This window comes from Lachnoclostridium phytofermentans ISDg, from assembly GCF_000018685.1.
In the GTDB taxonomy this organism is placed as follows: domain Bacteria; phylum Bacillota; class Clostridia; order Lachnospirales; family Lachnospiraceae; genus Lachnoclostridium; species Lachnoclostridium phytofermentans.
Window position 1 is genome coordinate 3,210,021 of the sequence record NC_010001.1, and the last position, 23,230, is coordinate 3,233,250.

Here is a 23,230-nt window from a genome sequence, read left to right on the forward strand (position 1 = left end):
TCTTTAGCATGTGAGTAATCGATTAAATATGATAATTTGACTTCACACACTCTCTTTCTATAAAATCATATGTTTCCTGTTCCACATTCAGAATTTCATCTAAGGTAGGTCTTTTCACTACCGTAACATTCTCCATCGCTTTTTCTATTAGTGCCGTAATCGAAAGGAACGATATTTCACGATTTAAGAATTTTGCTACTGCTAGCTCATTGGCTGCATTAAACACGGTTGGAACACTATGCCCAGTATTCATCGCCTCATATGCCAAACGTAACCCCGGTAGGTTACTGATATCTGGCTTTTCAAAGGTAATCTTAGCAATATCAAAGAAATCTAAGCGTTTCCCTGGAAGATATCTTCTCTTCTCAGGATAATAAAGTGCATACTGAATCGGTAATTTCATATCTGGCGTACCAAGCTGTGCTATAATTCCACCATCTTCAAACTCAACAGCAGAGTGAATAATACTTTGTGGTTGAATTACAACTTCAATTTTATTAAGCGGCTCATGAAACAACCAATGAGCCTCCATTACTTCAAGACCTTTATTTACCATTGTAGCGGAATCTATGGTAATCTTTCGACCCATCGACCAATTTGGATGTTTTAAGGCATCTTCCACCTTCACATTCTTAAGTTCAGCAAGACTTTTCCCACGAAATGGTCCACCAGAAGCAGTTAAGATAATTCGGCTAACTGTAGAGGATTCATTTCCCTGAAGGCACTGAAAAATCGCTGAATGCTCACTATCTACTGGTAATAAATTTACGTTATGTTTCTTTACCAATGGCATAATTAGATGCCCTGCAGTTACTAAAGTTTCTTTATTCGCAAATGCTATGTCTTTTCCCCTTAAGATTGCTTCCATTACTGGTTTGATTCCTATCATACCAACAACGGCACTGACTACAATGTCAGCACTCTCTTCTGTAGCACAAGCAATAAGACCATCCATTCCTGCCTCAACGGTAACCTCTAAGTCAGAAACTCTTTTCTTTAGCTCTAATGCCTTCTCCCTATCATATACGCAAACAAGTTTCGGATGGAACTCTCTGATTTGTTCCTCCAATAATGTAATATTGGAGGACGCAGCAAGTGCAGACACTTTTAAGTCCTTGTTATTTCGTACCACCTCTAAGGTCTGTGTACCAATAGAACCGGTAGATCCCAAAACTGATATTATCTTCATAGTAACTCCAATCTGTGTACTTTAGTGCGCATATAAAACAAAGTTAAAAGTTTATCTCTCAACATAGCTTCTAACATATTATGGATACGTATAAAGCTTGCGCTTATTCATTATAACACTTGAAGTAGGTAATATACAATCGGTGCGGTAAAAATTATACTGTCAAATCGGTCCAGTATTCCACCATGACCAGGTATTAACTTTCCATAATCTTTTACTTCATGATTTCGCTTTATAGCAGAAGCAGCCAAATCACCTATTGTAGATATCATCGCTGAACAACCACCAATAATTTCAAAACTTACTTGAGGATTATTAATTGCTGTTAGTTTTCCTTTAAAAATCGTAGCAAACAAAAAGCCAATCAAAGCTGCTCCAAAAATACCTCCAAATAATCCTTCCACCGATTTCTTTGGGCTTAGAATTGGTGCCATCTTATGTTTTCCAATTTTTCTACCAACAAGATAGGCACAAGTGTCTGAACCCCAAGCACCGATAAAGATCATCCACACAAGTAGAATACCATTCTCTAATATTCTAACCCTGTAAATAAACGATAACATAATTCCTACATATATAAGACCAAAATATACTAAAGTTACCTGATCCGAATGAAACTTAGGAAAAGAAAATACGTATACTCCCATTAATGCCAATAAAAATCCTATTAGTAACGGAAAAATTAATTCTGTCTTACTAAAATATACTAGCATGTAAAAGAGTATACAAAATATATATCCTGTGAAAGCTAAAATGCTCTTATTCATCTTAAGCACTCGATATAATTCCATCATACCAATTAATGAAATCGCAAGAAGTAAGCCAAATAAAACTTCTCCACCTAAAATCATCGCTGTTACAGTAACTATCATTAAAATAATGGAACTGCGAAATCGTACCAAAAAAGTTTGATCCTTCATAATAACCTCTATTCTGGCGCTAATGCACCTTCTCTGATTGAATTATTGTATATTCACCCTACACCGCCGTATCTTCGTTCTCTTCCATTATAAAATTCTATTGCTTTGATAAGTTCTTTTTTATTAAAATCTGGCCATAAAACATCGGTAAAATAAAACTCTGAATAAGCGAGTTGCCATAATAAAAAGTTAGACAAACGCTGCTCACCACTGGTACGTATTAATAGATCTGGTGCCGGAATTCCTTTGGTATCCAAATAATCCTCATAAACTTCTGTATTTAAATCCTCAATGGATAATTTTCCATCTTTCACATCCTGTGCAATTTTTCTTGTTGCACGTAAGATTTCATCTTGACCACCATAGTTTAATGCAACTTGAAAACACAATCCTGTATTACTCGCACTTACTTCCTCAAGTTTTACAATAGTATCTTGTAACGATTGCTCTAATCTAGTGATATCTCCGATCACATGTACTCGCATGTTATTTTTTTTACTTTTACTTAAACACTCTGATAAAAAATCTCTTAATAATTTCATCAATGTATCAATTTCAGATTGTGGTCTTGACCAATTTTCTGTAGAAAAAGCATAAACCGTCACGTACTTAATACCGATGTCATAAGCTTCTCTACAAATATTCTCTACGATTTTACTTCCTTGCTTATGACCGTAATTTCGTGGCATCATTCTTTTTTTCGCCCAGCGTCCATTACCATCCATAATGATGGCAATGTGATTGGGAATCTTTAACCCTTCTAATTCTGTACCCATTAAACTCTATGCCTGCCTTCCTTTTGATACTCTAATGATTTAATTTTTGGCATTTGCTGAAAAAGCTATATATTAGAACAAGAAAAAGTACGCTTCGTAAACTTTTCCCTGTCGTATAAAAATAGGACGTATGGACCTTAAAAAGTCTTATACGTCCTATATAATAGCTTATCGAAATCTATTACAGTATCCGATAAAAGTTGCTGTTTTTGCATCGTAAATTCGATTATCGGAACATGAATTTGCTCCTATAATACTTATCAGAAAAATAGTTATTAAATTCTGATAAAGGTGTGCTTTTAGGCACCATAAATTATTCAAACATAAATATAATTGAATAATAATTATACAGTAAGAATCTCTTTAGACTTATCTTCCATTACTTTATCAACTTCTGTAATGAATTTATCTGTAATCTTTTGAATTTCATCTTCGATTTGCTTTTGCTCATCTTCAGAAATTTCATTCGCTTTTGCAAGCTTCTTGATTGCGTCATTCGCATCACGACGAACGTTACGTACTGCAACCTTAGTATTCTCAGCCTTTTTCTTAACATCCTTAACTAGGTCTTTTCTGCGTTCCTCAGTTAATTCAGGAAATACAAGACGGATTACTTTTCCATCATTGCTTGGTGTTAAGCCAAGATCAGAAGCGATAATTGCTTTCTCAATTTCTTTAATTAACTTAGCTTCCCATGGTTGAATCTGAATGACTCTTGCTTCAGGAACAGAAACATTTGCTACTGCCTGAATAGCTGAAGGTGTTCCATAATAATCTACTCTTAATTTATCAAGTAAATGTGGATTTGCTCTACCAGCTCTAATGCCTACATATTCTTCCTTTAACGAATCTAATGATTTCTGCATTTTACCTTCAAAAGGTTTAATTTTTTCATTCATAAAAAAGACCTCCTACTATTTTCCATCCATTGTACAATATATTATACTGTAACCACAGTTCCTGTACAATTTCCTTTTACATTATTGACAATACTATTCTCCTCATTAAGAGAAAATACAAGTAATGACTTTTTATTTTCCATACACATAACAGTAGCTGTTAAATCCATGATTGCCAGTTTTTTATCAAGTAATACCTGATAAGATACAGTATCGTATTTCTTTGCATTAGGATTTGCTTTTGGATCGCTATCATAAACCCCATCCACTGCTCTAGCCATTAAGATGACATCTGTCTCTAACTCAATTGCACGAAGTGCGGTTGCAGTATCCGTTGAAAAATACGGATGACCGGTTCCCCCAGCAAGGAAGATAACCTGCTTCTTCTTTAAGCTTTCTACTGCGTTATCCTTGCTAAATAGCTCCGTCATACTACCACATTGAAATGGTGTAAAGATTTTTGTTTCCATACCTACATAACGGAAAATGTCCGATACATAAATACAGTTCATCACTGTTGCAAGCATACCAATTTGGTCGGCTTTCGTACGGTCAATGGTCTCACTGCTACGTCCACGCCAGAAGTTTCCTCCTCCGATAACAATAGCTACTTCGATTCCATCGTCAACTAACTTCTTTACCTGCTTTGCTACTTCGATACAAGTTGCTTCATCAAAGCCTGTCTTCTTATCCCCAGCAAGAGCTTCTCCACTGAGTTTTAATAATACTCTATTATAGGATTTCATATAATGCTACCTCTCATGTCTTTGTTGCACACATCGATGATTTCGCATGCGATTTTCTACTGCTCCCAAACAGTCACAGCAATTTTACCATATTCGAAAATAGATTTCTACCCTCTTCTACTGAGAAACCTTATTTTTCTTTAAATACGTCTTCAACATTCACGGAAGCATAGGCTAAGGAAATGAATCCTTCCAAAACAGCACCATTATTCATCTGCATGGATTTTGCTTTCACATTCCCTTTTACTATTGCAGTAGCATCTAATAGAACTGGTCCATTAATATCAACCTCTCCTTTGACAGCACCCGCAATTTGACCACTAGATGCCGTTACATCTCCAATGATAACAGTGCCTGGATCGATTTTAATGTTACCTTCACTATTAAGACTACCTTCTAAACGTTTGGCATTGATTTCAATCTCAGAAGCGATAGAGTTACCAGTGATTCGTCCAGTGATAGATAATTTTCCTTGGCACTCAATATCACCAATTACCGTACCCATTATATTTAAGGAGCAATCTGAGACGATACTACCATTAATCGTTGTACCTTTCGAAATAACCGTTACTGCATCCTTATCATCTGGGGATAAATCTCTCTTAGCCTGCACAGTATTTCCCATTCTCTCTGTTGGTGCTTTTTCTTCTTCATTCAATAACGTGTCCAATAATTCTTCATCAACAACGCTCTCTTCAAAATCTACCATGGTATTCTCTCCATCTCCAGTTTCTTTTCGTTCCTTTATTTCTTCTTCTTTTTCAGTCTCTTTTCGTTCCTTTATTTCTTCCTCTTTTTCAGTCTCTTTGTCCGAGGATTCACGCCGGGCACTCTGTGTCTGCTCTTTTTGGTCTTCCCTATGTACATTTAACGGCTCTTCACCCAATAAAGCAGCTTCCGAATCTAACAACTCTTCTGTCGCATCCATGATTTCCTGATTTATCTCATCTTCAGAAACTTCTATAGCAGATTCCTTTAATATCAAGTCTTCTAACTTCTCCTCTGCAGAATCTTCTTCAATGACGACCTTTGTAACATCAGGTGTTTCGTCCTCGATATTTTGCCTATCGAAGGCTTCTTCATTTCTTTCCTTCTCCGATTTACTACCAGACTTTTTGAAGCCATTAATGAAATCTTTAAAGAAACCCATTCTTACACGACCTCCATTATGTTTCTTTCGTTCTCTGCCATCTTCTTCCGTTTTATTTGTTACAGCACAGAATTCTACCAAATATATCATATTCTATATTAATCAACTTCGAGAAATTTGTAAAGCAGAATCTTTAAAATTGGCATACCTTCTATATAAAAAAGACCATTACACAATTTCGATGAAGTGCAATAGTCTTTTATTCATGGGAAAAATTATTATAGGCAATAATAACTCTAATCTTTTTTAATTAATTGATACCCTTTTTCATCTCTGGTCAAAATTTTTTCCGATATCATGTCCCTTCTTAGTGTGCAAAAATCATCATGATAATCTGCGATTGTTATATTTACTTCTCTCTCCGTGTAAATTCTATCAAGTTCAAATGCTTTCGCTATCTCTTCTAGGATGATGCGTTTCTTCTTTCTCTGAACAGGAATTGATTTTAGCTTCCCATACTCAAAGAAACTTTCAATTACCTTTTCCCGATATTGCTCTTCTCGTTCCTCTTGAACTTCCTTTTCACTAGATTCTTCCTTAATAATATCTAATATCTTTGCATTCAAGATAGATTCTTTTAACGAATATATCGTATAGTATTGTTCTTTCTTAGAATTTACCACACCTGCTTCTTCTAATTTTTTTAGATGAAACGATATCGTTGGTGGTGTCAAATTAAGACGGTTGGCTAAAAGTTCCACATACATTGGCTGCTCTGCCAATGATTTTAGAATCATCAACCTTGATTTATCTGCCAATGATTTAAATAATTTGATTGCATCGCTTTCTGTCATATAATAACCATGCCTTTCCATAACCTGCGAACTTTTTAATATAAAGCAAGAAACTGTTCTTTTAAATCTTTCACTACTTGTAATTTTAACTCTTCTATTACAATATTTGCAACATCATTATGCTTTTGGGCAAGCTCAAGACGTGCTATCCAACTCTTTGGGATAGTTTCAAATCGTTTTGTATATTCTTCTTTTAATCTATGTAGTTTCTCTTCATCCGGAATAGATAGCTTCTCAAGCTGATTCACATGAGTTTTAAATAATACTTCAAATATCTCGTAAATATTTTCTTTAATTTTTACAAGATCTGCTTCATCCTTACGATCATCCTTTTTTAAGTTTTCGTATTCACTTGTACATTGTTTCTTTTTATTTTCGATGATTTCAAAATACTGTGATTTTATTTCCTCCATGTCATATCCGCTCCTTCACTCATATAGTTTTCTTTGATTATATCAATGTAATTATATTTAGTCAATCTATTTTTATATATATCTATTTAGTTTGCATGTAAGTGAGTTTTAGAATTAACCTTTAATCTTAATTATTAATGATTGTACTGAACTAATAAAATACTTGATAGTATCCAACTAATAAAAAGTTAATCATAAACGGGTCGTTTGTTCTACTAGGTAGAAGAGTATACCTGACAAAATAAATATGCCCTTGGCATTGTCGGAGGAAATATGGGAATACCAATAAAAAAAGGACAAACAAAAGAGCCAAAACTCCTTAATTTGTCCTTTTTCGATATATCTATGATTATTCTTTTGGATCATATTTCCCAACAGAACCCATATAAACAACAAATTCATTTTCTTTCTCGTTGGAAGGTTCTGTATCTAGGCCTAACAAAGCATCTGCAAGCGCTTGATCATATGCACCAATACCACAGGTTCCGCAACCAATTGCCTCACATGCCAAGTATAAATTTTGACCCACATGTCCTAGATCAATTAAGCTGTATTTTTGAGCTTTGTTTGTATAACGCCATTCACAACGATATGGAATTACTGTCCAAACAAAAGTTACGGCACAAGTTCCTACAAAAGTTTGTCCACAGCATGCCTCTGATACTCTATCCATTTGATTTTCAAGAGAACCTAAGAATTCTAATCTGTGTTCAGTAGCTACATAATGATATCTACCTGGTTCCAGTCCCTCTACATTATTTATAAAGAGATATGCTTCAAATGGATGTCTTGCTCCAGCGGACGGAACAGTACGAATCGTTGCTTTGTTCTTTTTTCCGACGATGTTTTTAACACCTTGCGTTGTCCAAAGTAAGAAAGATAGCTCTTTTAACGTTAACGGTTTATCATTATAAGATCTTCTACTGGTTCTCTGGTTCATAATATCAAAAAAGCTATTGTTAACTACCACATCTTCAAAATCTTTAGGTAAACTAATTGACTTTGCACTAATATAAGCCTTATCCATGGCTGGTTGTGGTAACCCTTGTTGTTGATCAGATGTTATATCTTCCTCCAGTGCTGTATACCCTTTCATAACTTCTCTTAAATTAATGATATCCATATTCATCACCTAGCAGATTTTAAATACCTGCTTTTCTCCTTCTTTATTCATGAAAACCTATTTTAAGGAATCATTTATTATCTTACATATGTACCTATTACATATGCATAAGCTATTCCGTAATTTCTACCAGATTTCCATCTGGGTCCTTTACAACTGCCTCATAATAATTATCTCCAGTCATTCTTGGATCCGACATAATAGAATAACCATCTTCTCTTAATCTTATGACAAGCTCATCCACTTTCTTACGATTTCCAACAGAAAACGCTAAATGATGTAGACCAACTGCAGGTAAAAGATTCGATTCTGCTAACGTCGTCAAAGTCATTAACTCAAGCTTCGTACCATCTCCAAAGGATAGAAAGTAACTCTCAAATCCTGGATTCCGTTTGCTTTGGTATTTTTCATTACTTGTCATACTAAAATAGTTCTCATAAAATGCTCGTAAGCGTTCCAAGTCTTTTGTATAAATACCAACATGAGCTATCATACAACTTCTCCTCTCGCATTTGTTATATATGTTGCAAAGCTCTGATATCACTTATTCAATATAAGTTGTAATTACCAGTTATAATATGTCTCTATATGAGTAACTATACTCTTTTTTCCTCTTAACATCAATATCTACAATAGCACATACTACTAATAAGGTGCAATAAGGACAAATAGAATAAAGGTTAACACTTTTTATAGAGAGGCAGGATGATCACCAATTAAACTGCGCCCATGCTGGTTGTACCTAAAAAGAGACTTGGTACTACTACCAAAGTCTCTTTCCCTACGAATGTAGAAAGGATGAACATCCATCTTACATTATTCCTACATTCTCTATATTCCTTATTAATATAAGCTCATTCAAAAGAGGATACAATGGTGGTAACAAGGATTTGCCTCTACATCCCTAATATTTACTGATATCTAACGTAGTCTACTTCTACATAACCTCCACCATTCATGGTGTTATCATGGTTACAGAAGACACCATTTTTAACACCTACCCATCTTCCTGCTTTAGCATTAATCGTAAATGCTTCCTTAAACTCTTCACCGTCAAGGCTATAAGACATTGTGATAGTCTCCTGAGGAACATGCTTTACTTGAATGTCCATTTCCATATTATCTACATATCCTACGCACTTTACTTCATATTTAAGGAATACTGTCTTTTCTCTATCTTTAAAATCACTATCTGTTAATGAAATGCTTACTTTATTCTGGTCCGCATAGGAAACATCACAATCAAAGTTTTGAATTCCCGTAATCTTCTCGATCGCGTAAGAACCATTCTTTTTGCTTACTGCCATAGCACTATATTCCATCCCTAAGGACACAATTCCTGCAGTATCTCCATCCTGTAATCCTGCAAAACTCATCTTAGTGATACAAGAAAATTCAGGCGCTGGCCACTTCTGTAAAAGAAGATTACGATAATCGCTAATTGGACGTTGTGGCACAGAAGGTACTGCATTCAATTTGATTTTTGAATTGCCTAATTCATACCAATCAATGTCTGGATTCGCGTTCCACTGCCACTGTAAGCCAAGGCTATCTCCTTCAAATTCATCTGTAGTATCTGGCTCACAAACCGGATATAATGGATTATTTTGAAGTTCTTCCTCTGTCTTACCGACGTTAGGCTTCTTATATTCCATTACTGGTTCGCCGTAATCATTTCCCTCTTTATTCACACCAATAATTGGCCATTCATTTTCCCAATGCATTGGTTGAAGATGAACGATTCTCCCTGCTGCATACACATCTTGAAAATGTAAAAACCAGTCTTCACCTGTAACCGTATCAACCCAAGCACCTTGATGAGGTCCGTTAACAAGAGTATCCCCTTGTTTCATCACAACTTTGTGTTCGTAAGGGCCAAATACATTCTTAGAACGAAGAACTAACTGCCAACCTGTCTTTACGCCACCCGCTGGTGCAAAGACATAATACCAACCATTCTTCTTATGCATCTTAGGACCTTCTGTTGTTACATTTCCGTTGGTATCGCCATCAAAGATTCTAACATCTTCCCCGATAAGTCCCATACCATCTGGTTGCATCTCCACCATGTGAAGGACACTTTTATATCCTATACGACTCTTTGCTACACCTGCAACAAGATACGCTTTTCCATCTTCATCCCAGAATGGACATGGATCAATCCAGCCTGCACCCGGTCTAATATTCACAGGCTCACTCCACTTGCCAAATGGATCTTTGGTTGTAGTCATGTAGATTCCCTCATCTGGCATTGGGAAACACACATAATATGTTCCTTCATGATATCTGATAGAAGGTGCCCATACACCGCATCCATGCATTGGATTTCTATATCGAAACTCTGGAATTTTATCTAAGACATAATTCACTACTTTCCAGTTCACAAGATCCTTAGAATGTAGTAAAGGTAAAGCTGGTGCATTGCAAAAACTTGATGCAACCATAAAATAATCGTCACCAACTCTAATTGCATCTGGATCAGAATAATCTGCATAAAGTAATGGATTCCTATAGTTGCCATTTTCCAAATCTGCTATCCACATAAAAGTCCTCCAAATTCGCTTACGTATAATTAATTTAATCACTATACTATATTACACTATAGATTTAAAATTATCTATAGTTGATGCAAAAATTTGATCGAATCATAAAAAATTAGTAGTTTTCTACTGAAAAAATTTAAGGCCTCTGTTTCTTACTGTATTCAACAGTAAAAACAAAAGCCCTAACATACCTAATTAACCCTTTAAATCCATATATTTAGAAACCTTTAGGTTTCTTCTGGATAATACTTGCTTAATCTTATTCCTAGTTTTTGCAGTATTACCACTGCCAGAAAGGAAAAACAAATCAACTTCTTTCCCTGATGGTATCATCTCAACAATACTATTAAATGCTGGTGCAGGAAGTCCCCACCAGATAGGCGCACCAATGATGATATGGTCATAGTTCGAAAAATTCACATTAACCGCATCAATCTTTGTGCTACTCTGTTTTCTTGCCTGAACGCATCCTGTTAAGTATGCATTCAATTTGGATCTTTTCTTAGACTCTTTTACTTCCACTAAAGTGGCGTTGTATTTTTGGGCTTGTTTTTCTGCCATCTCTTTCGTATGCCCGGTAAATGAATAAAACATTACAAGCGTTTTTGAATTCGTTTTCATCTTAGTGCTACGCTTCCTTTCATACAGATTCTAATTATTACCCCTCTACATGATAGTCGTTTCTCACCGAAAACATTTCAGCCAGCTATGACTTGCCTTGCCACTACTAAAACTACCTATTCCTTATGTAACTCGTCATATTCTGAACTTAAATAGAAATTCGTAATTAGCGTACTACAATAATGTAGATTTTCCCTTTTACGTATATTCCCTTCACAATTGTTTTTCCTTCTAAAGAGCTACTACTGCAGGATTTACATGAACTTTTCCCTTACTGAAGTTTCTTCCTCTGGAGCAATCGCTACGGATGCTTTGACCTTACCGTTAAATTGATCGGCAATTTCAATCGTAGATTCAATAGTCTTTTTCGTATTCGTTACTCCATACTACACTTAATATCATACCATGAGATGTCCTCTTTTGATATGGTTCAGGTGTACTAACTAAACCTTGATTATATAAGGATTTATGCCATATTTAGTGTAATATAATTTTCTGACATATTGATCTCCTTTTCTTTATTATATAACGCGTTTTGTAAAGTAAAGTCAAGTAGTATTTTCCTTGAGTTACCGAAGATCTATCGGCAGAGGCTTACTTATTTCCAACTATGCCTACATCTAAAACCAAATTAGGTTAAAACCCAAACATCTGAGCAGCATAAATTTATTGTAGCTTAACTCAATATGTGTTATTTCACCAAACAGGAATGGGGTGGCATATAGGTATTCCGAAGAAAGCGTGTTAGCTTTCGGAGGATTACCTATATGTCACCCCATTCCGTCTATTGTCCATTGTCTATTGTCTAATTCATGAACCCCTACGCTTGATTCGCCCAATCCGCTGGATACGTCACATAAATAAATCTAGCATAATTCGGAACAGAAAACTTAATGGAAGATCCCTTAGGAATCAAAACCAGTTCACCCGCGTTCGCAGTAGCTGTCTTCCCATTAATCACAATATTTAAAGTACCTTCAATAACATAATCAATTTCATCATAATTAAGTGTCCAATCAAAGGTCGTTTCCTTCATCTCCATAATGCCACAACCTAATCTAGGACTTTCTTCTAATGAAAATAAATCCTTTGTATACACCACATCACCGGGTTTACCAGTATCCATTAAATCATTTTGTGAAACCCGAATGCTTGGAAGTTTTACAGAAATAATTCCTTCTTTTAATTTATTTTTACTGAGATCCGCTGCTCCACCTTTCAGTTTCTCCATTAAAATCTCACGTATCATATCCTCAATTGTTGAACGATTTACTTCCATGTGCCTGTTCCTTTCGTTATTTACAATCTCCTGTATCTTATCTATAAATTAAGAATTACTTTTATCAATAGGCTACCGTAAGTTAATCAAACTAAATAAAACCTATTTCTAACTCTCATGTTTTAGTGTCTTATTCGCAATAAAGATTCCAGCAAACAAAGCAGTAATACCACCAATCAACTTACCAACAATCATTGGTAAAATCATAGTTGAATTAAATCCAGCGGTAAATCCAAGGTGATCACCAAATACGAAGGCTGCTGAAACTGCAAAGGCAACGTTTATAATTTTACCACGGTTATCCATGTCCTTCATCATACCAAACATTGGAATACTATTTGCTAAAGAAGCTACCATACCTGCTGCCGCAACATCATTCATTCCTAATAATTTACCAAGTCCCATTAAAGGTTTCTTAAATACTTTAGTTATCACAAGAACCAGTGGAAATGCACCTGCAAGAACTATACATATATCAGCAACTATTGTAAATCCTTCACTAATAGGAGCCATACCTTTTATAATTGTAAGTCCAGTTAGTTGCTGTACGATACCAACAGCTAAACCGAAAGTGATTATAGCTACAACGATTTTTCCAAATATCGTAAACCCTTTAATCATTCCATCTTGGAATTTCCAAAGTCCAAGTGCAATTAATATAGCAATGATAATGATAGGAATTAAATTTCTAACTACCATCATGATTGGAAATCCCGCAACTAAACCACCAAAAAATGCTCCAATCGGAATTGTAACAACACCTGCTAAAACACCGGTTGCTAAATATCTTCGATCCTCATCACGGATAATACCAAGACCGACAGGAATCGTAAATACGATGGTAGGTCCTAACATTGAACCTACAATCAAACCTCCAAACATAGCAGCTTCAGGTGTTTGGGCAAGTGCATTTGCAAGCGGTGCGCCACCCATATCACATGCTAATAATGTGCCAGCAAACATCGCAGGATCAGCACCTAAAAAGCCAAATACCGGAACAATAACCGGCTTTAAAATATCAGCAAGTACTGGTGCAAGAGCGATAATACCAACCATTGAAATTGCTAAGGATCCAATGGCCATAATACCTTCTTCGAATTTTTCTCCTAGACCGAATTTATTTCCAATAATTCGGTCGATTGCACCAAGTACTGCAAATACAACCATGATATAAACAATAATCTCATTTACACTCATGAATACACCTCCTTATCGTTTTAATAAATTCTCTAGGATATCTCTACTCGGAGAAGGAATAATTGCTATATTTTCCTGTTCCCCTTCACTTAACAACTGTTTACACTCCGATATCCCGTGTTCGATGCTGCTAACCGAACCTGTAATAACAAATACAAATTTTCCTCCAATGAAAAAAGCCAGATAAATTCGAAGTATCTTAACATCTGCCGCTTTTAACGCAATATCTAAAGCTCTTATACCGGTACATACTTTTCTGGTCTCAACGATACCCACAGCATCTAATCTTTCTACAGAATCATACTTAGACCGTATTCCCTCAATAATAGCTGGTGATACTGCATGAACTTTGAAACTGTCAAACAACGTTTTACCAGCGATATTTACTCCATAATCAATTGCAGTATCTACTTCTCCTTCATCTCCAGATACAATAACGAGGAATTTTCCTGGACATATGGTTTTAAAATATATAATTTCAACATCAGCCTTTTTTACAATGGCGTCAGCCACATACATTCCCCTGCTGATACTGATAAACTCTAGTGCACCGATACTTTTATTCATCATCTTCTACCACCACTGAATCAACAATTCCAACGATTGCTGCATCAATTGGGGAGCTAGATGCTGATAAAGCATACCGTGCCGAGCCTCCTCGAACCACAAGGACTTGATCTCCTGCTCCAGCACCGACTATATCCGCAGCAACTATCACCCCTTTGCTTGGCTTCGCGTAAGCATCTGTAATCTGAACTACCAGCAGCTTATTTCCGTTTAATTTTTCATCTTTTTTGGTAGCCCAAACGCTCCCGATCACCTTGCCAAGTTCCAATTGTCTGCGCCTCCATTACATTTTTATAAATCGCATTCGATGTGCTCTTGCATAATCAAATGCACTTGGTGTAACGATACTACCCTTTTCAATGCATATCGCTGTCTGTGATTTCACATTTAAATCCATTAAGTCTTTCTCTAAAATAAGCTTTTTCTTAATCTCTAGTCGCCCTTCCGTTACTCCATTGTCTTCGACCGTATAAGAAGTATTGCTTTTGCCATTCTCTAATTGATTTCGTGGAACTAATTGTTTTCCTTGCTTTTCACAAAATGGAAATACACTTTCTGTTGTAAATAAAATACCATGTTGTTTTAAGCATTCCTCATACTCTAACAACTTGCGATAAAATGCTTTATGTGCAGTTGCTTTATAGGAACGATATTCTAGTCCCTCCTCAAGTACAAAGATTGTTTTTCCAAGCAAATGAGCATAACGTATAGCTTCTTCTAAATACCCATCTCCACATAATAGCGCAAGATTAGCTAATTGTTTTGCAGTAACCGAGGTAATCAAAATCACCTCTGCACAAGAAACCATGGTATTAAGTTCTACCACCTTTTGGTCACGCGAAAAATCCGGTGTTAACAAATTGTATTCTTTTGTGATTGCCTCCGATAATGGATAAGGCTCATCCGATAATACTAGTAACGTTTTCTTGTGTACGCAGGTATTTTCATACTCCGACAAACGATGAAGAACTTCAGTTATAACTTCTTCAATAATATCTTCGTACATATACTCAACTCTTTTCTTATTTTAAGATATATCTTCGTTTTCATGGTTTAGTTTTCTTCATAGGAAGTATTAAAACAACCCTATAACATGTGTTAGATAAATCTTTCATACTTAAAAACACAGGATATATCCAAAAGAACAAAGAAACATTCTACTCGTCCACGATAATCATACCCTTAGTATCTTTCGTATAGCCACAGGCATTCGCTTCGTCATAATCAATGTGCATTGCGGTGCTAAAATTTTTATCAACTCGTACATCAACATCCTCTAGAATCATTGGTCGCTCTCCAAATACTTTCACTTTCACAGAGGAGCCGTTTGATACATGAAAACGTTTCGCATCTTCTGGTGTCATATGAACATGACGTTTCGCAACAATAAGTCCTTCTTTTATTTCTATTGAAACACCATTTTTAGGATTTGTTATTTTTAGACCTGGTGTATCCTTAATATCACCGCTAAGTCTTACAGGAGCCTTAATTCCAAGTACTAGAGCATCCGTTAACGATACTTCAACCTGAGATTTACTCCTCTCCGGTCCCAGCACGACTACATTTTGGATAGAGTTTTTAGGCCCTGTGATGGTTACCCTTTCCTCACACGCAAATTGACCAGGTTGTGATAAATCTTTGACAGGAGTAAGCTGATATCCATGTCCAAATAATGCGTTTAAATCTTCTCTACTTAAGTGAACATGTCTACCAGATGCTTCTACCATAATAAATAACTGATCTTGTAGTTCTTTTATAACTGCATCAACGATTGCTTCTATATTAATGTTTGCTTGTGCTAACATACATAGCCTCCATGCTACGACTGTTTTTTAGGAGTAGCTAATGGCTCAAGTTTGGCGTAGTCAAACTTGCTGAGTGAAAGATTTATCTTTCACTCTTCCTCCTTTCTAACTGCTTTTTGAAATGCATGAAACAGTGTGTAGTTTTAGAATTTCTTAGGCGGTGTCTTTTGGTGCTTTAGAAATTCTATTTTCTTCACACTCCGTCATATTTTCCAGTCAAATATTTAAACATCATTATCCAAAAGAAAGAGGATAAACGATTAAACGCTCTAATAATATCTTCTCTTGTTATCGTTCCATCCTCCGCTTTAAAAGCTTTAAATGCTACAATTTCCGTCTTTCTTGTAAGTGTTCTTAGTTTATTCAGATACGCGGTCATCTCACCATGCTTATAGGTAGGAAGAAAATGTTTCATCCCAAAATATTTACTTGGATGATACGATTGTTCTCGAAGATCTTTTTCATCTAAACCAGCTAACATAAAATCAGGTACCGCTTCACCTGTAATTTCACATTGTAATAGTTTACGGATGAAACGAATCACTTCCTCTAATTCCTTAGTTATCATTGGCTTTTGTAAACGTTCGGACACTGTCTGCGCAATAATAATTTCTGACTCTAAATAATCTATTGCACCACGAAGAACGATTCGTTTATGATCTTTAAATACCAATAGATTTCCCCTAAGATGTGTCATATGCTCAGGTTTTTCTTCCAAGTGAACACCAAATACTGTGTCAAATCCAGCGTTCGTTTCTATGGAATGATTCGTTTTCTTCTCTGTCTTTCCTTCAAATTCGGCCGTTTTGTCTTGATTTGAATTATCCAAATTATGATATTCACGACCTAAAAGAGTAATGTTCTTTTCTAAAAGATAGGCTCTAGCAGAAGGAGTTAGTATGGTATCCTTCCCCAAATGAAATTCTCCCTTTTCCTTTAAAAGACCATCACTAACCATCTTTCGAATATCTTGTTCTGTAATTAGCGCCATTCTAACCTCACCATATCTTAACTACCTAATACTATTGTGCCGGGTATTTCCCGGCACAAGTAAGGCACATCACCAAAGAAGTTACCATCTTTTCTAAGATAATAGTTATGCTTGTATACGCGCATGAGGAAGAATCGCATCTACCTCAGAATGTGGTCTTGGGATTACATGTACGGAAATCAATTCACCGACACGTTCTGCTGCTGCTGCACCTGCATCTGTTGCAGCTTTCACCGCACCAACATCACCACGTACCATAACGGTTACCAAACCTCCACCTACCTGTTCCTTACCGATCAAAGATACATTGGCAGCTTTTACCATAGCGTCTGCCGCTTCTATCGCGCCAACTAAACCTTTCGTTTCAATCATTCCAAGTGCATTTGTATTAGACATATTTATTTCCTCCTATTATTCAGAGAACAGTTACGTGCTCATATACTATTATTCTACATTTTAATGTTTATATTAGTTGTTTCATAATTCTTTTTACAATTTCCTCTACCAATTCTGTATTCACATTACCGTATGCACCACAACAAGAGGATTTGGTTTCACCTAGGCTATTCGTAGCATCCCTTTTAATTTCTTCTAATTCTTTTACTCCAAATGCTACTCGTTTTATATTAATTAAGTCCATAGGACCAATATTATTAGATGAAGAACTTCCTCCTACGGCTCCACAGCCAAGAGTTAATGCAGGGAATAGATTTGTAGAGGCTCCAACGCCACCTAGTGAACCCATTGAATTAACTAAGATTCTGGAAGCTGGTACACGTAAGGCAAATCGTTTGATCAATTCTTCATTGGTAGAGTGCATGGTAAAGGTATGTCCCATTCCTTCAAAACTTAGTATCTCTACCACTTTATTAATGACATCATCAACCGTTTCTTCTACAAAGAATGCTAAGATTGGAGCTAATTTCTCTCTGGAATATGGAGCTTCATCGCCGACTCTTGTTTCCTTTGCAATTAAAACTCTTGCATTTGCTGGTACTGTTGTTAAACCGGCAAGCTTACTAATATGAGCTACCGATCTTCCAACGATTTGTGGATTCATTGTTCCATTGGCACGTAAGATAAAACGTGCTAATTTTTCTGACTCTGCCTCATTTAAGAAAAATCCGCCTTGAGCAGTTAGTTCTTCTTTTACCGCCTGTTCCATACATCGTTCCACAATTACAGATTGCTCCGATGCACAAATGGTTCCATTGTCAAATGTTTTGGAATCCATAATACGCTTTACTGCTAATTTCACATTTGCTGTTTTGTCGATGAATGCTGGTCCATTACCAGCACCAACACCTATTGCAGGTGTACCGGATGAGTATGCAGATTTCACCATTGCATAGCCACCGGTCGCTAAGATAAGATTTGTATTTGGATGTTTCATCAACTCATTCGTTGCCTCAAGGGTTGGAATGGAAATACAGGATATGGCTCCTTTTGGACATCCTGCTGCTTCTGCAGCCTCACAAATAACCTTAACTGTTTCCAAGATACATTTTTTTGCACCAGGATGTGGCGAGAATACGATACAGTTACCTGCTTTAATTGAAATTAAAGTTTTATACATAACAGTAGAAGTTGGATTAGTGGAAGGTATAACACCTGCTACAATACCTACCGGTATACCAATCTCCATCGTTTGATTTTTCTTATCCTCGCGAAGAATACCGATTGTTTTCATATCCTTTATTGCTTCGTAGATTCCCATAGAACCAAACACATTTTTTATTACTTTATCTTGCCAGATACCAAATCCTGTTTCTTCATTTGCCATCTTAGCAAGCCGCTCTGCATTCTTTAAACATGCTTCTGTAATTGCCTTTACAATACGATCGATTTGTTCTTGATTGAAGGTTGATAATATCTTATGGGCTTCCTTTGCTGTTTTTAAAAGCAAACGGACTTCTTGTATTGACATTAAATCTTTCTCTTGTAACTCCATCCGCCGTCTCCTTCTTATCTACGATTTTGCTGCGCTATAATTAGTTGAATTAATTCCTGTTTCTTTGCACTCTTATGAAGCTCTGTTAATTCCACGCCTTTACTTTGTAAGATTGCACGAAGTGAATCATTACTCTTTTTCTTTAAATCATTAACGGTATAGTTCTGTTGGTCATTCTTTTTACTTGTGATTGTACTTTCACCAAAGATATCATCTCTTCCAAAGTTAGTAGTGTTCTGTGAGACAGCATTTATTTCATCGTTTCTATTTTCTACTTTTATAGTGCTATCTTTTTTAGTGCCATCTTCTTTTATAATGCCATCTTCTTTTATAGTGCTACCTTCTTTTATAGTGCTATCCTTTTTAATAATGTTTTTATCTTTTAAAACACTATCTTCTTCTGTAACACTATCTTTTAAAGTACTTTCTTCTTTTAAAGTACTTTCTTCTTTTAACGCACTATCTTCTTTTACATAATTATTTTTGAAAGCATTATTTTTTAAAGCACTATCTTCTTTCAAAACGTTTTCTTTTAACACATTATCTTCTAACAAAACATTATCTAATAAAGCACTTTTTTCCTTTAAAGAATTATCTTGCTTTACAGTACTCTCTTCCTTTGAAGTACTCTCTTTTTTCTGAGTATCTTCTACTCTAGAATTCATTCCATCTGTTTGTACACTACCTTCTTTTTGAATAGAATCTATTGAAAATACACTCGTATCATGAGCCTTAGAGGCATTCGAGGCACCATCTGCTTGAGAGTTAGTAAACCCAGAATCAACGCCTTGACCGCTAGACATTACCTGTTTGTTCTTTGGTTGAAAAAGTTTGGTTCCCTTCATTAATACCTTATCCGTAAGACTTTCATCTACATGCGGTATCACATGTTTTGCACGAAGCGTACCAACACGTTCTGCTGCTGCGGCGCCTGCATCTACAGCAGCTAAAACTGCCCCAACATCTCCGGTGATTTCTACAGTTAGGATTCCCGCATCCGCATTTGCTATTGCAAGTAAAGAAACGTTTGCTGCTTTAAGAGCAGAATCCGCTGCTTCAATTGCAGGTGGCAATCCAATCACCTCGATCATTCCTAATGCTTGCATCTTATTGATATTCTTTTGGTCGATCTGCTACGCTTCTTACTGCCTCTGCAAATGCATTGCAGGCCGCATAGCAAGCAGATTGAGAACCTGTTAATAGTCCACCACCAAAGTTAGTTTCACTTGGTGGTCCGTAAAACTCACATAACCTTACATCTGCTGCCTTCATGGCGGCATCAAGAGCATAAATTGCTTCAAGTGGAGGAGCAATGACATAGGCAAGTGCTTCTCCTTCTGTAATTCCAGCAATCTTTGAAAGATAAGAACCCGTTCTTGATACAGTATGAGCATAGTAAACGATAGAATCGTCCTCATTTGCACTAATAAAATAAGCATCACTTTCCATAAATGTAATACAAGCATTTAGTCCGCTTCGAACCTCCGCTGGACTTGGACCAGCTATAATACCGATTACTTCACCTGCAAGCTTTGTGTTCGCATTTGCAGCACCACCATAGAAAGATCTAGCATAAACAACTTCAACATCTGCTGCTTTTGTTGCCTCATCCAAACCTGTATAAGTTACATCATCACTATCCGCTGTTATAATTCCAAGACTCTTATGACGCTCTCCAAGAGAAAGTTTTTCTGCTAAATCCGGACTCACATTGGAGATAATCCGGACCGCTAAAATATTAGGGTGTAATTTATCATTCTTCATAAAAACCTCCATTCTGTCGCAATTAGTGTGAAAAATCTTTACTTTTCACACTGACCTCGATTCTAGCGCTTTAGCGCCTTATATTAACGATATGCCTGACCTAAACTACAATTCATCAACCCTTTAATTCAATACCAGATGCTTTTTTATCTAACATCTTCTTAATTAGCTCTGCAGCATGGGCACCCGCCTCGACTGGTGTTGTACCACCACGGTGTATATTAGAAATTACGGTTCTTTTTGATTCTGGAACACCATGTTTTGCTTTGTAGCAAATATAAGCAGACATCGATTCTGCTGTTACTAATCCAGGACGTTCTCCAACTAACATACAAATAACATCTGCATCCGTTGCTTGACCAATATCATCCATTGCTCCAACTCTTGCGTATTTGATAAAAAGAATTGGAGGTACATTAATCTGAAACATGCTTAGACCTTGCTTTATTGCTGGAATCATATCTTCAACGTTAGCTTCAATCGCAGAGGAGGATAAACCGTCGCCAACAATAATAAGAACCTTTGGACTTTGTCCACATGTTTTCTTGATTACCTCAAGCTCTTCTTTACCAAATCTACGTCCAAGATCAGGTCTTGTTAAATACTCGTCTTTATCTTTACAAAGCGTTTTTACAAATACGAATTTATTTTTCTTTATAAATTCTTCTGAAACATCAGAGAAAACTGCATCTTGCGCTGCTGCATGGTCTGCTCTCACACGAAGCATTGTCATAGTTTTATATCTTGCTCCAGCTCTGCCAACACCAAGTCTTGCCGGAGTCTTACTCTTCATGTGAAGATATTCTTCTTTATTTTTTGCATGGTCCAATAGAAACCAAGACTTTATATCTATTTTCGTTATATCAGGTAAGCATTCCGATGAAATTGCAGTTGCTGATCCTTGGCCCACCGAACTTGTGGAAGTTGTACTTTTCACATTCGTACCACCACCAACCATCTGCTCCACCATTTGCTCCACCATTTTTCTTAAACTTTGTTCATCCATAAACTCAAGCTCCTTTCACACTTCCCGTTATTAGAATAAGACGGAAGCATCACCGGCTAATTTTGTCAGCTTGCCCTTTTCGTCAATAAAGCCCATATGAATCATCCATTCATGGAATGGTTTGATGGCTGTTAAGCCAAACATTTCACGAAGTGCAGCAGTTTCATGATAACCAGTAGTCTGATAGTTAAGCATGACGTCATCACCATGAGGTATACCCATAAAGTAATTACAACCAGCAGTTGTTAACAATACGGAAAGATCTTCAATTGTGTTCTGATCTGCTTTCATATGGTTTGTATAGCAAGCATCACAGCCCATTGAAATACCGGTTAATTTACCCATGAAGTGATCTTCAAGACCAGCACGGTTTACCTGGCGTCCATCGTAAAGATATTCTGGACCAATAAAACCTACTACAGTGTTTACAACAAATGGATTGAAGCGCTTTGCAAATCCATAGCAACGTGCTTCCATGGTCACCTGATCAACACCATGATGCGCTTCAGAGGATAATTCAGATCCCTGGCCAGTTTCAAAATACATAACGTTTGGACCTTCTGCGGTACCTTCTGTTAAAGCTAACTGTCTTGCTTCTTCTAATATAGCAGCAGTAAAGCCGAATGCTTCATTTCCTTTTTCAGATCCTGCGATAGATTGGAAGATTAAATCTGATGGTGCACCTTTTCTGATAGCATCCATCTGTGTAGTAACATGGGCAAGAACACAAGTCTGGGTTGGAATATTAAATTTGTGTTTAATTTCATCAAATCGTTTTAAAACTCGCATTACACTTTCAGTGGAGTCATCTACTGGATTTAATCCTAGAAGTGCATCTCCTGCACCATAGGTTAAACCTTCTAATAGCGATGCCATAATTCCATCAGGATCGTCGGTTGGATGGTTTGGTTGAAGACGACAGCTTAACGTACCAGGTTCTCCAATCGTAGTATTGCAATGCGCTGTTACACGTATTTTTCTTGCACCATAAACTAAGTCCATATTTGACATTAACTTTGCAACCGCAGCTACCATCTCAGAAGTAATACCTCTACTAACTCTTCGAATGTCTGCACCAGTTGTATTTTCATCTAAGATCCATTCACGGAATTCTGCTACTGTCCAGTGCTTGATTTCATTGTAGATTTTTTCATTCACATCATCCTGAATGATTCTGGTTACCTCATCAATTTCATAAGGAACTGCAGGATTATTGCGAAGCTGCTCTAAAGTTATGTTCGAAAGTACAACCTTCGCTGCCACACGCTGCTCTGCAGACTCTGCAGCAATTCCAGCAAGGGTATCTCCCGATTTTTCCTCATTTGCCTTTGCCATGACATCCATAAGTGATTTAAACTCATAGGTATGTCCAAACAATTGTGCTTTTAAAATCATAGTCCACTCCTATCTGCGTATAAACTTATTTGTAAACACGCGTATCATTTCGTAATTTATAATGATATCAAAGCGCCATCGCGCTAATGAAGTCTATGCCA

Annotated in this window: 25 protein-coding genes; all 25 read right to left on the minus strand. The window is 36.5% G+C overall.

Annotation, left to right across the window (positions count from 1 at the left end):
- Positions 1 to 22 precede the first annotated feature (22 nt).
- The 25 genes from CPHY_RS13535 to CPHY_RS13660 all read right to left on the minus strand — a co-directional run bounded on the left by CPHY_RS13535 (position 23) and on the right by CPHY_RS13660 (position 23,129).
- Positions 23 to 1,189, minus strand: coding sequence for a 1-deoxy-D-xylulose-5-phosphate reductoisomerase (locus tag CPHY_RS13535; RefSeq protein WP_012200635.1), 1,167 nt, complete (start codon positions 1,187 to 1,189; stop codon positions 23 to 25).
- Positions 1,190 to 1,299: 110 nt separating this feature from the next.
- Positions 1,300 to 2,109, minus strand: coding sequence for a phosphatidate cytidylyltransferase (locus CPHY_RS13540; protein ID WP_012200636.1), 810 nt, complete (start codon positions 2,107 to 2,109; stop codon positions 1,300 to 1,302).
- 53 nt (positions 2,110 to 2,162) lie between these two features.
- Positions 2,163 to 2,885, minus strand: a complete 723-nt coding sequence (locus CPHY_RS13545; RefSeq protein ID WP_012200637.1) for an isoprenyl transferase — start codon at positions 2,883 to 2,885, stop codon at positions 2,163 to 2,165.
- Between the two features lie 344 nt (positions 2,886 to 3,229).
- Positions 3,230 to 3,784, minus strand: a complete 555-nt coding sequence (frr, locus tag CPHY_RS13550; RefSeq protein ID WP_012200638.1) for a ribosome recycling factor — start codon at positions 3,782 to 3,784, stop codon at positions 3,230 to 3,232.
- A gap of 41 nt (positions 3,785 to 3,825) precedes the next feature.
- Positions 3,826 to 4,530, minus strand: a complete 705-nt coding sequence (pyrH, locus tag CPHY_RS13555; protein ID WP_012200639.1) for a UMP kinase — start codon at positions 4,528 to 4,530, stop codon at positions 3,826 to 3,828.
- Positions 4,531 to 4,660: 130 nt separating this feature from the next.
- Complete coding sequence (locus CPHY_RS20885) at positions 4,661 to 5,680, minus strand: bactofilin family protein (RefSeq protein ID WP_049762387.1); 1,020 nt, start codon at positions 5,678 to 5,680, stop codon at positions 4,661 to 4,663.
- Between the two features lie 236 nt (positions 5,681 to 5,916).
- Entirely contained in the window at positions 5,917 to 6,474 is a 558-nt protein-coding gene (locus tag CPHY_RS13570) for a DUF2087 domain-containing protein (protein ID WP_041704471.1), read from the minus strand.
- A 35-nt stretch (positions 6,475 to 6,509) separates the two neighbouring features.
- Positions 6,510 to 6,887 carry a hypothetical protein gene (locus tag CPHY_RS13575; protein WP_012200642.1) on the minus strand — a complete coding sequence of 126 codons (378 nt, stop codon included), beginning with the start codon at positions 6,885 to 6,887 and terminating at the stop codon, positions 6,510 to 6,512.
- A 349-nt stretch (positions 6,888 to 7,236) separates the two neighbouring features.
- On the minus strand, positions 7,237 to 8,010 hold the full coding sequence (locus CPHY_RS13580; protein WP_012200643.1) for a SagB/ThcOx family dehydrogenase: 774 nt from the start codon (positions 8,008 to 8,010) through the stop codon (positions 7,237 to 7,239).
- A gap of 112 nt (positions 8,011 to 8,122) precedes the next feature.
- A complete protein-coding gene (locus tag CPHY_RS13585) occupies positions 8,123 to 8,503 on the minus strand; it encodes a VOC family protein (RefSeq protein ID WP_012200644.1) in 381 nt (126 codons plus the stop codon).
- Positions 8,504 to 8,921: 418 nt separating this feature from the next.
- Complete coding sequence (locus CPHY_RS13590) at positions 8,922 to 10,553, minus strand: glycoside hydrolase family 43 protein (RefSeq protein ID WP_012200645.1); 1,632 nt, start codon at positions 10,551 to 10,553, stop codon at positions 8,922 to 8,924.
- 195 nt (positions 10,554 to 10,748) lie between these two features.
- Positions 10,749 to 11,174 (minus strand): flavodoxin family protein, encoded by a 426-nt coding sequence (locus CPHY_RS13595; RefSeq protein WP_012200646.1) that lies wholly within the window; start codon positions 11,172 to 11,174, stop codon positions 10,749 to 10,751.
- Positions 11,175 to 11,994: 820 nt separating this feature from the next.
- A complete protein-coding gene (locus tag CPHY_RS13600; RefSeq protein ID WP_012200647.1) occupies positions 11,995 to 12,453 on the minus strand; it encodes a cupin domain-containing protein in 459 nt (152 codons plus the stop codon).
- A gap of 108 nt (positions 12,454 to 12,561) precedes the next feature.
- Positions 12,562 to 13,650, minus strand: coding sequence for an ethanolamine utilization protein EutH (gene eutH / locus CPHY_RS13605; RefSeq protein ID WP_012200648.1), 1,089 nt, complete (start codon positions 13,648 to 13,650; stop codon positions 12,562 to 12,564).
- 12 nt (positions 13,651 to 13,662) lie between these two features.
- Positions 13,663 to 14,220, minus strand: a complete 558-nt coding sequence (locus CPHY_RS13610; protein ID WP_012200649.1) for a BMC domain-containing protein — start codon at positions 14,218 to 14,220, stop codon at positions 13,663 to 13,665.
- Positions 14,210 to 14,485, minus strand: coding sequence for a EutN/CcmL family microcompartment protein (locus tag CPHY_RS13615; protein WP_012200650.1), 276 nt, complete (start codon positions 14,483 to 14,485; stop codon positions 14,210 to 14,212). Before CPHY_RS13615 ends, CPHY_RS13610 begins: the two co-directional genes overlap by 11 nt.
- 15 nt (positions 14,486 to 14,500) lie before the next feature.
- A complete protein-coding gene (locus CPHY_RS13620) occupies positions 14,501 to 15,223 on the minus strand; it encodes a hypothetical protein (RefSeq protein ID WP_012200651.1) in 723 nt (240 codons plus the stop codon).
- A gap of 151 nt (positions 15,224 to 15,374) precedes the next feature.
- Positions 15,375 to 16,022, minus strand: a complete 648-nt coding sequence (eutD, locus tag CPHY_RS13625; RefSeq protein ID WP_012200652.1) for an ethanolamine utilization phosphate acetyltransferase EutD — start codon at positions 16,020 to 16,022, stop codon at positions 15,375 to 15,377.
- Between the two features lie 193 nt (positions 16,023 to 16,215).
- Positions 16,216 to 17,013 (minus strand): cobalamin adenosyltransferase, encoded by a 798-nt coding sequence (locus tag CPHY_RS13630; protein ID WP_012200653.1) that lies wholly within the window; start codon positions 17,011 to 17,013, stop codon positions 16,216 to 16,218.
- A gap of 105 nt (positions 17,014 to 17,118) precedes the next feature.
- On the minus strand, positions 17,119 to 17,409 hold the full coding sequence (gene eutM, locus CPHY_RS13635; protein ID WP_012200654.1) for an ethanolamine utilization microcompartment protein EutM: 291 nt from the start codon (positions 17,407 to 17,409) through the stop codon (positions 17,119 to 17,121).
- A 67-nt stretch (positions 17,410 to 17,476) separates the two neighbouring features.
- A complete protein-coding gene (locus CPHY_RS13640) occupies positions 17,477 to 18,964 on the minus strand; it encodes an acetaldehyde dehydrogenase (acetylating) (RefSeq protein WP_012200655.1) in 1,488 nt (495 codons plus the stop codon).
- A 14-nt stretch (positions 18,965 to 18,978) separates the two neighbouring features.
- Complete coding sequence (locus CPHY_RS22340) at positions 18,979 to 20,070, minus strand: BMC domain-containing protein (protein WP_012200656.1); 1,092 nt, start codon at positions 20,068 to 20,070, stop codon at positions 18,979 to 18,981.
- A 1-nt stretch (position 20,071) separates the two neighbouring features.
- The gene (gene eutL / locus CPHY_RS13650; protein WP_012200657.1) at positions 20,072 to 20,728 is read right to left on the minus strand and encodes an ethanolamine utilization microcompartment protein EutL; all 657 of its coding nucleotides are present in this window, start codon (positions 20,726 to 20,728) and stop codon (positions 20,072 to 20,074) included.
- Between the two features lie 115 nt (positions 20,729 to 20,843).
- Positions 20,844 to 21,734 (minus strand): ethanolamine ammonia-lyase subunit EutC, encoded by an 891-nt coding sequence (gene eutC / locus CPHY_RS13655; RefSeq protein ID WP_012200658.1) that lies wholly within the window; start codon positions 21,732 to 21,734, stop codon positions 20,844 to 20,846.
- A 30-nt stretch (positions 21,735 to 21,764) separates the two neighbouring features.
- Positions 21,765 to 23,129, minus strand: a complete 1,365-nt coding sequence (locus CPHY_RS13660) for an ethanolamine ammonia-lyase subunit EutB (RefSeq protein WP_012200659.1) — start codon at positions 23,127 to 23,129, stop codon at positions 21,765 to 21,767.
- Positions 23,130 to 23,230: the final 101 nt, after the last annotated feature.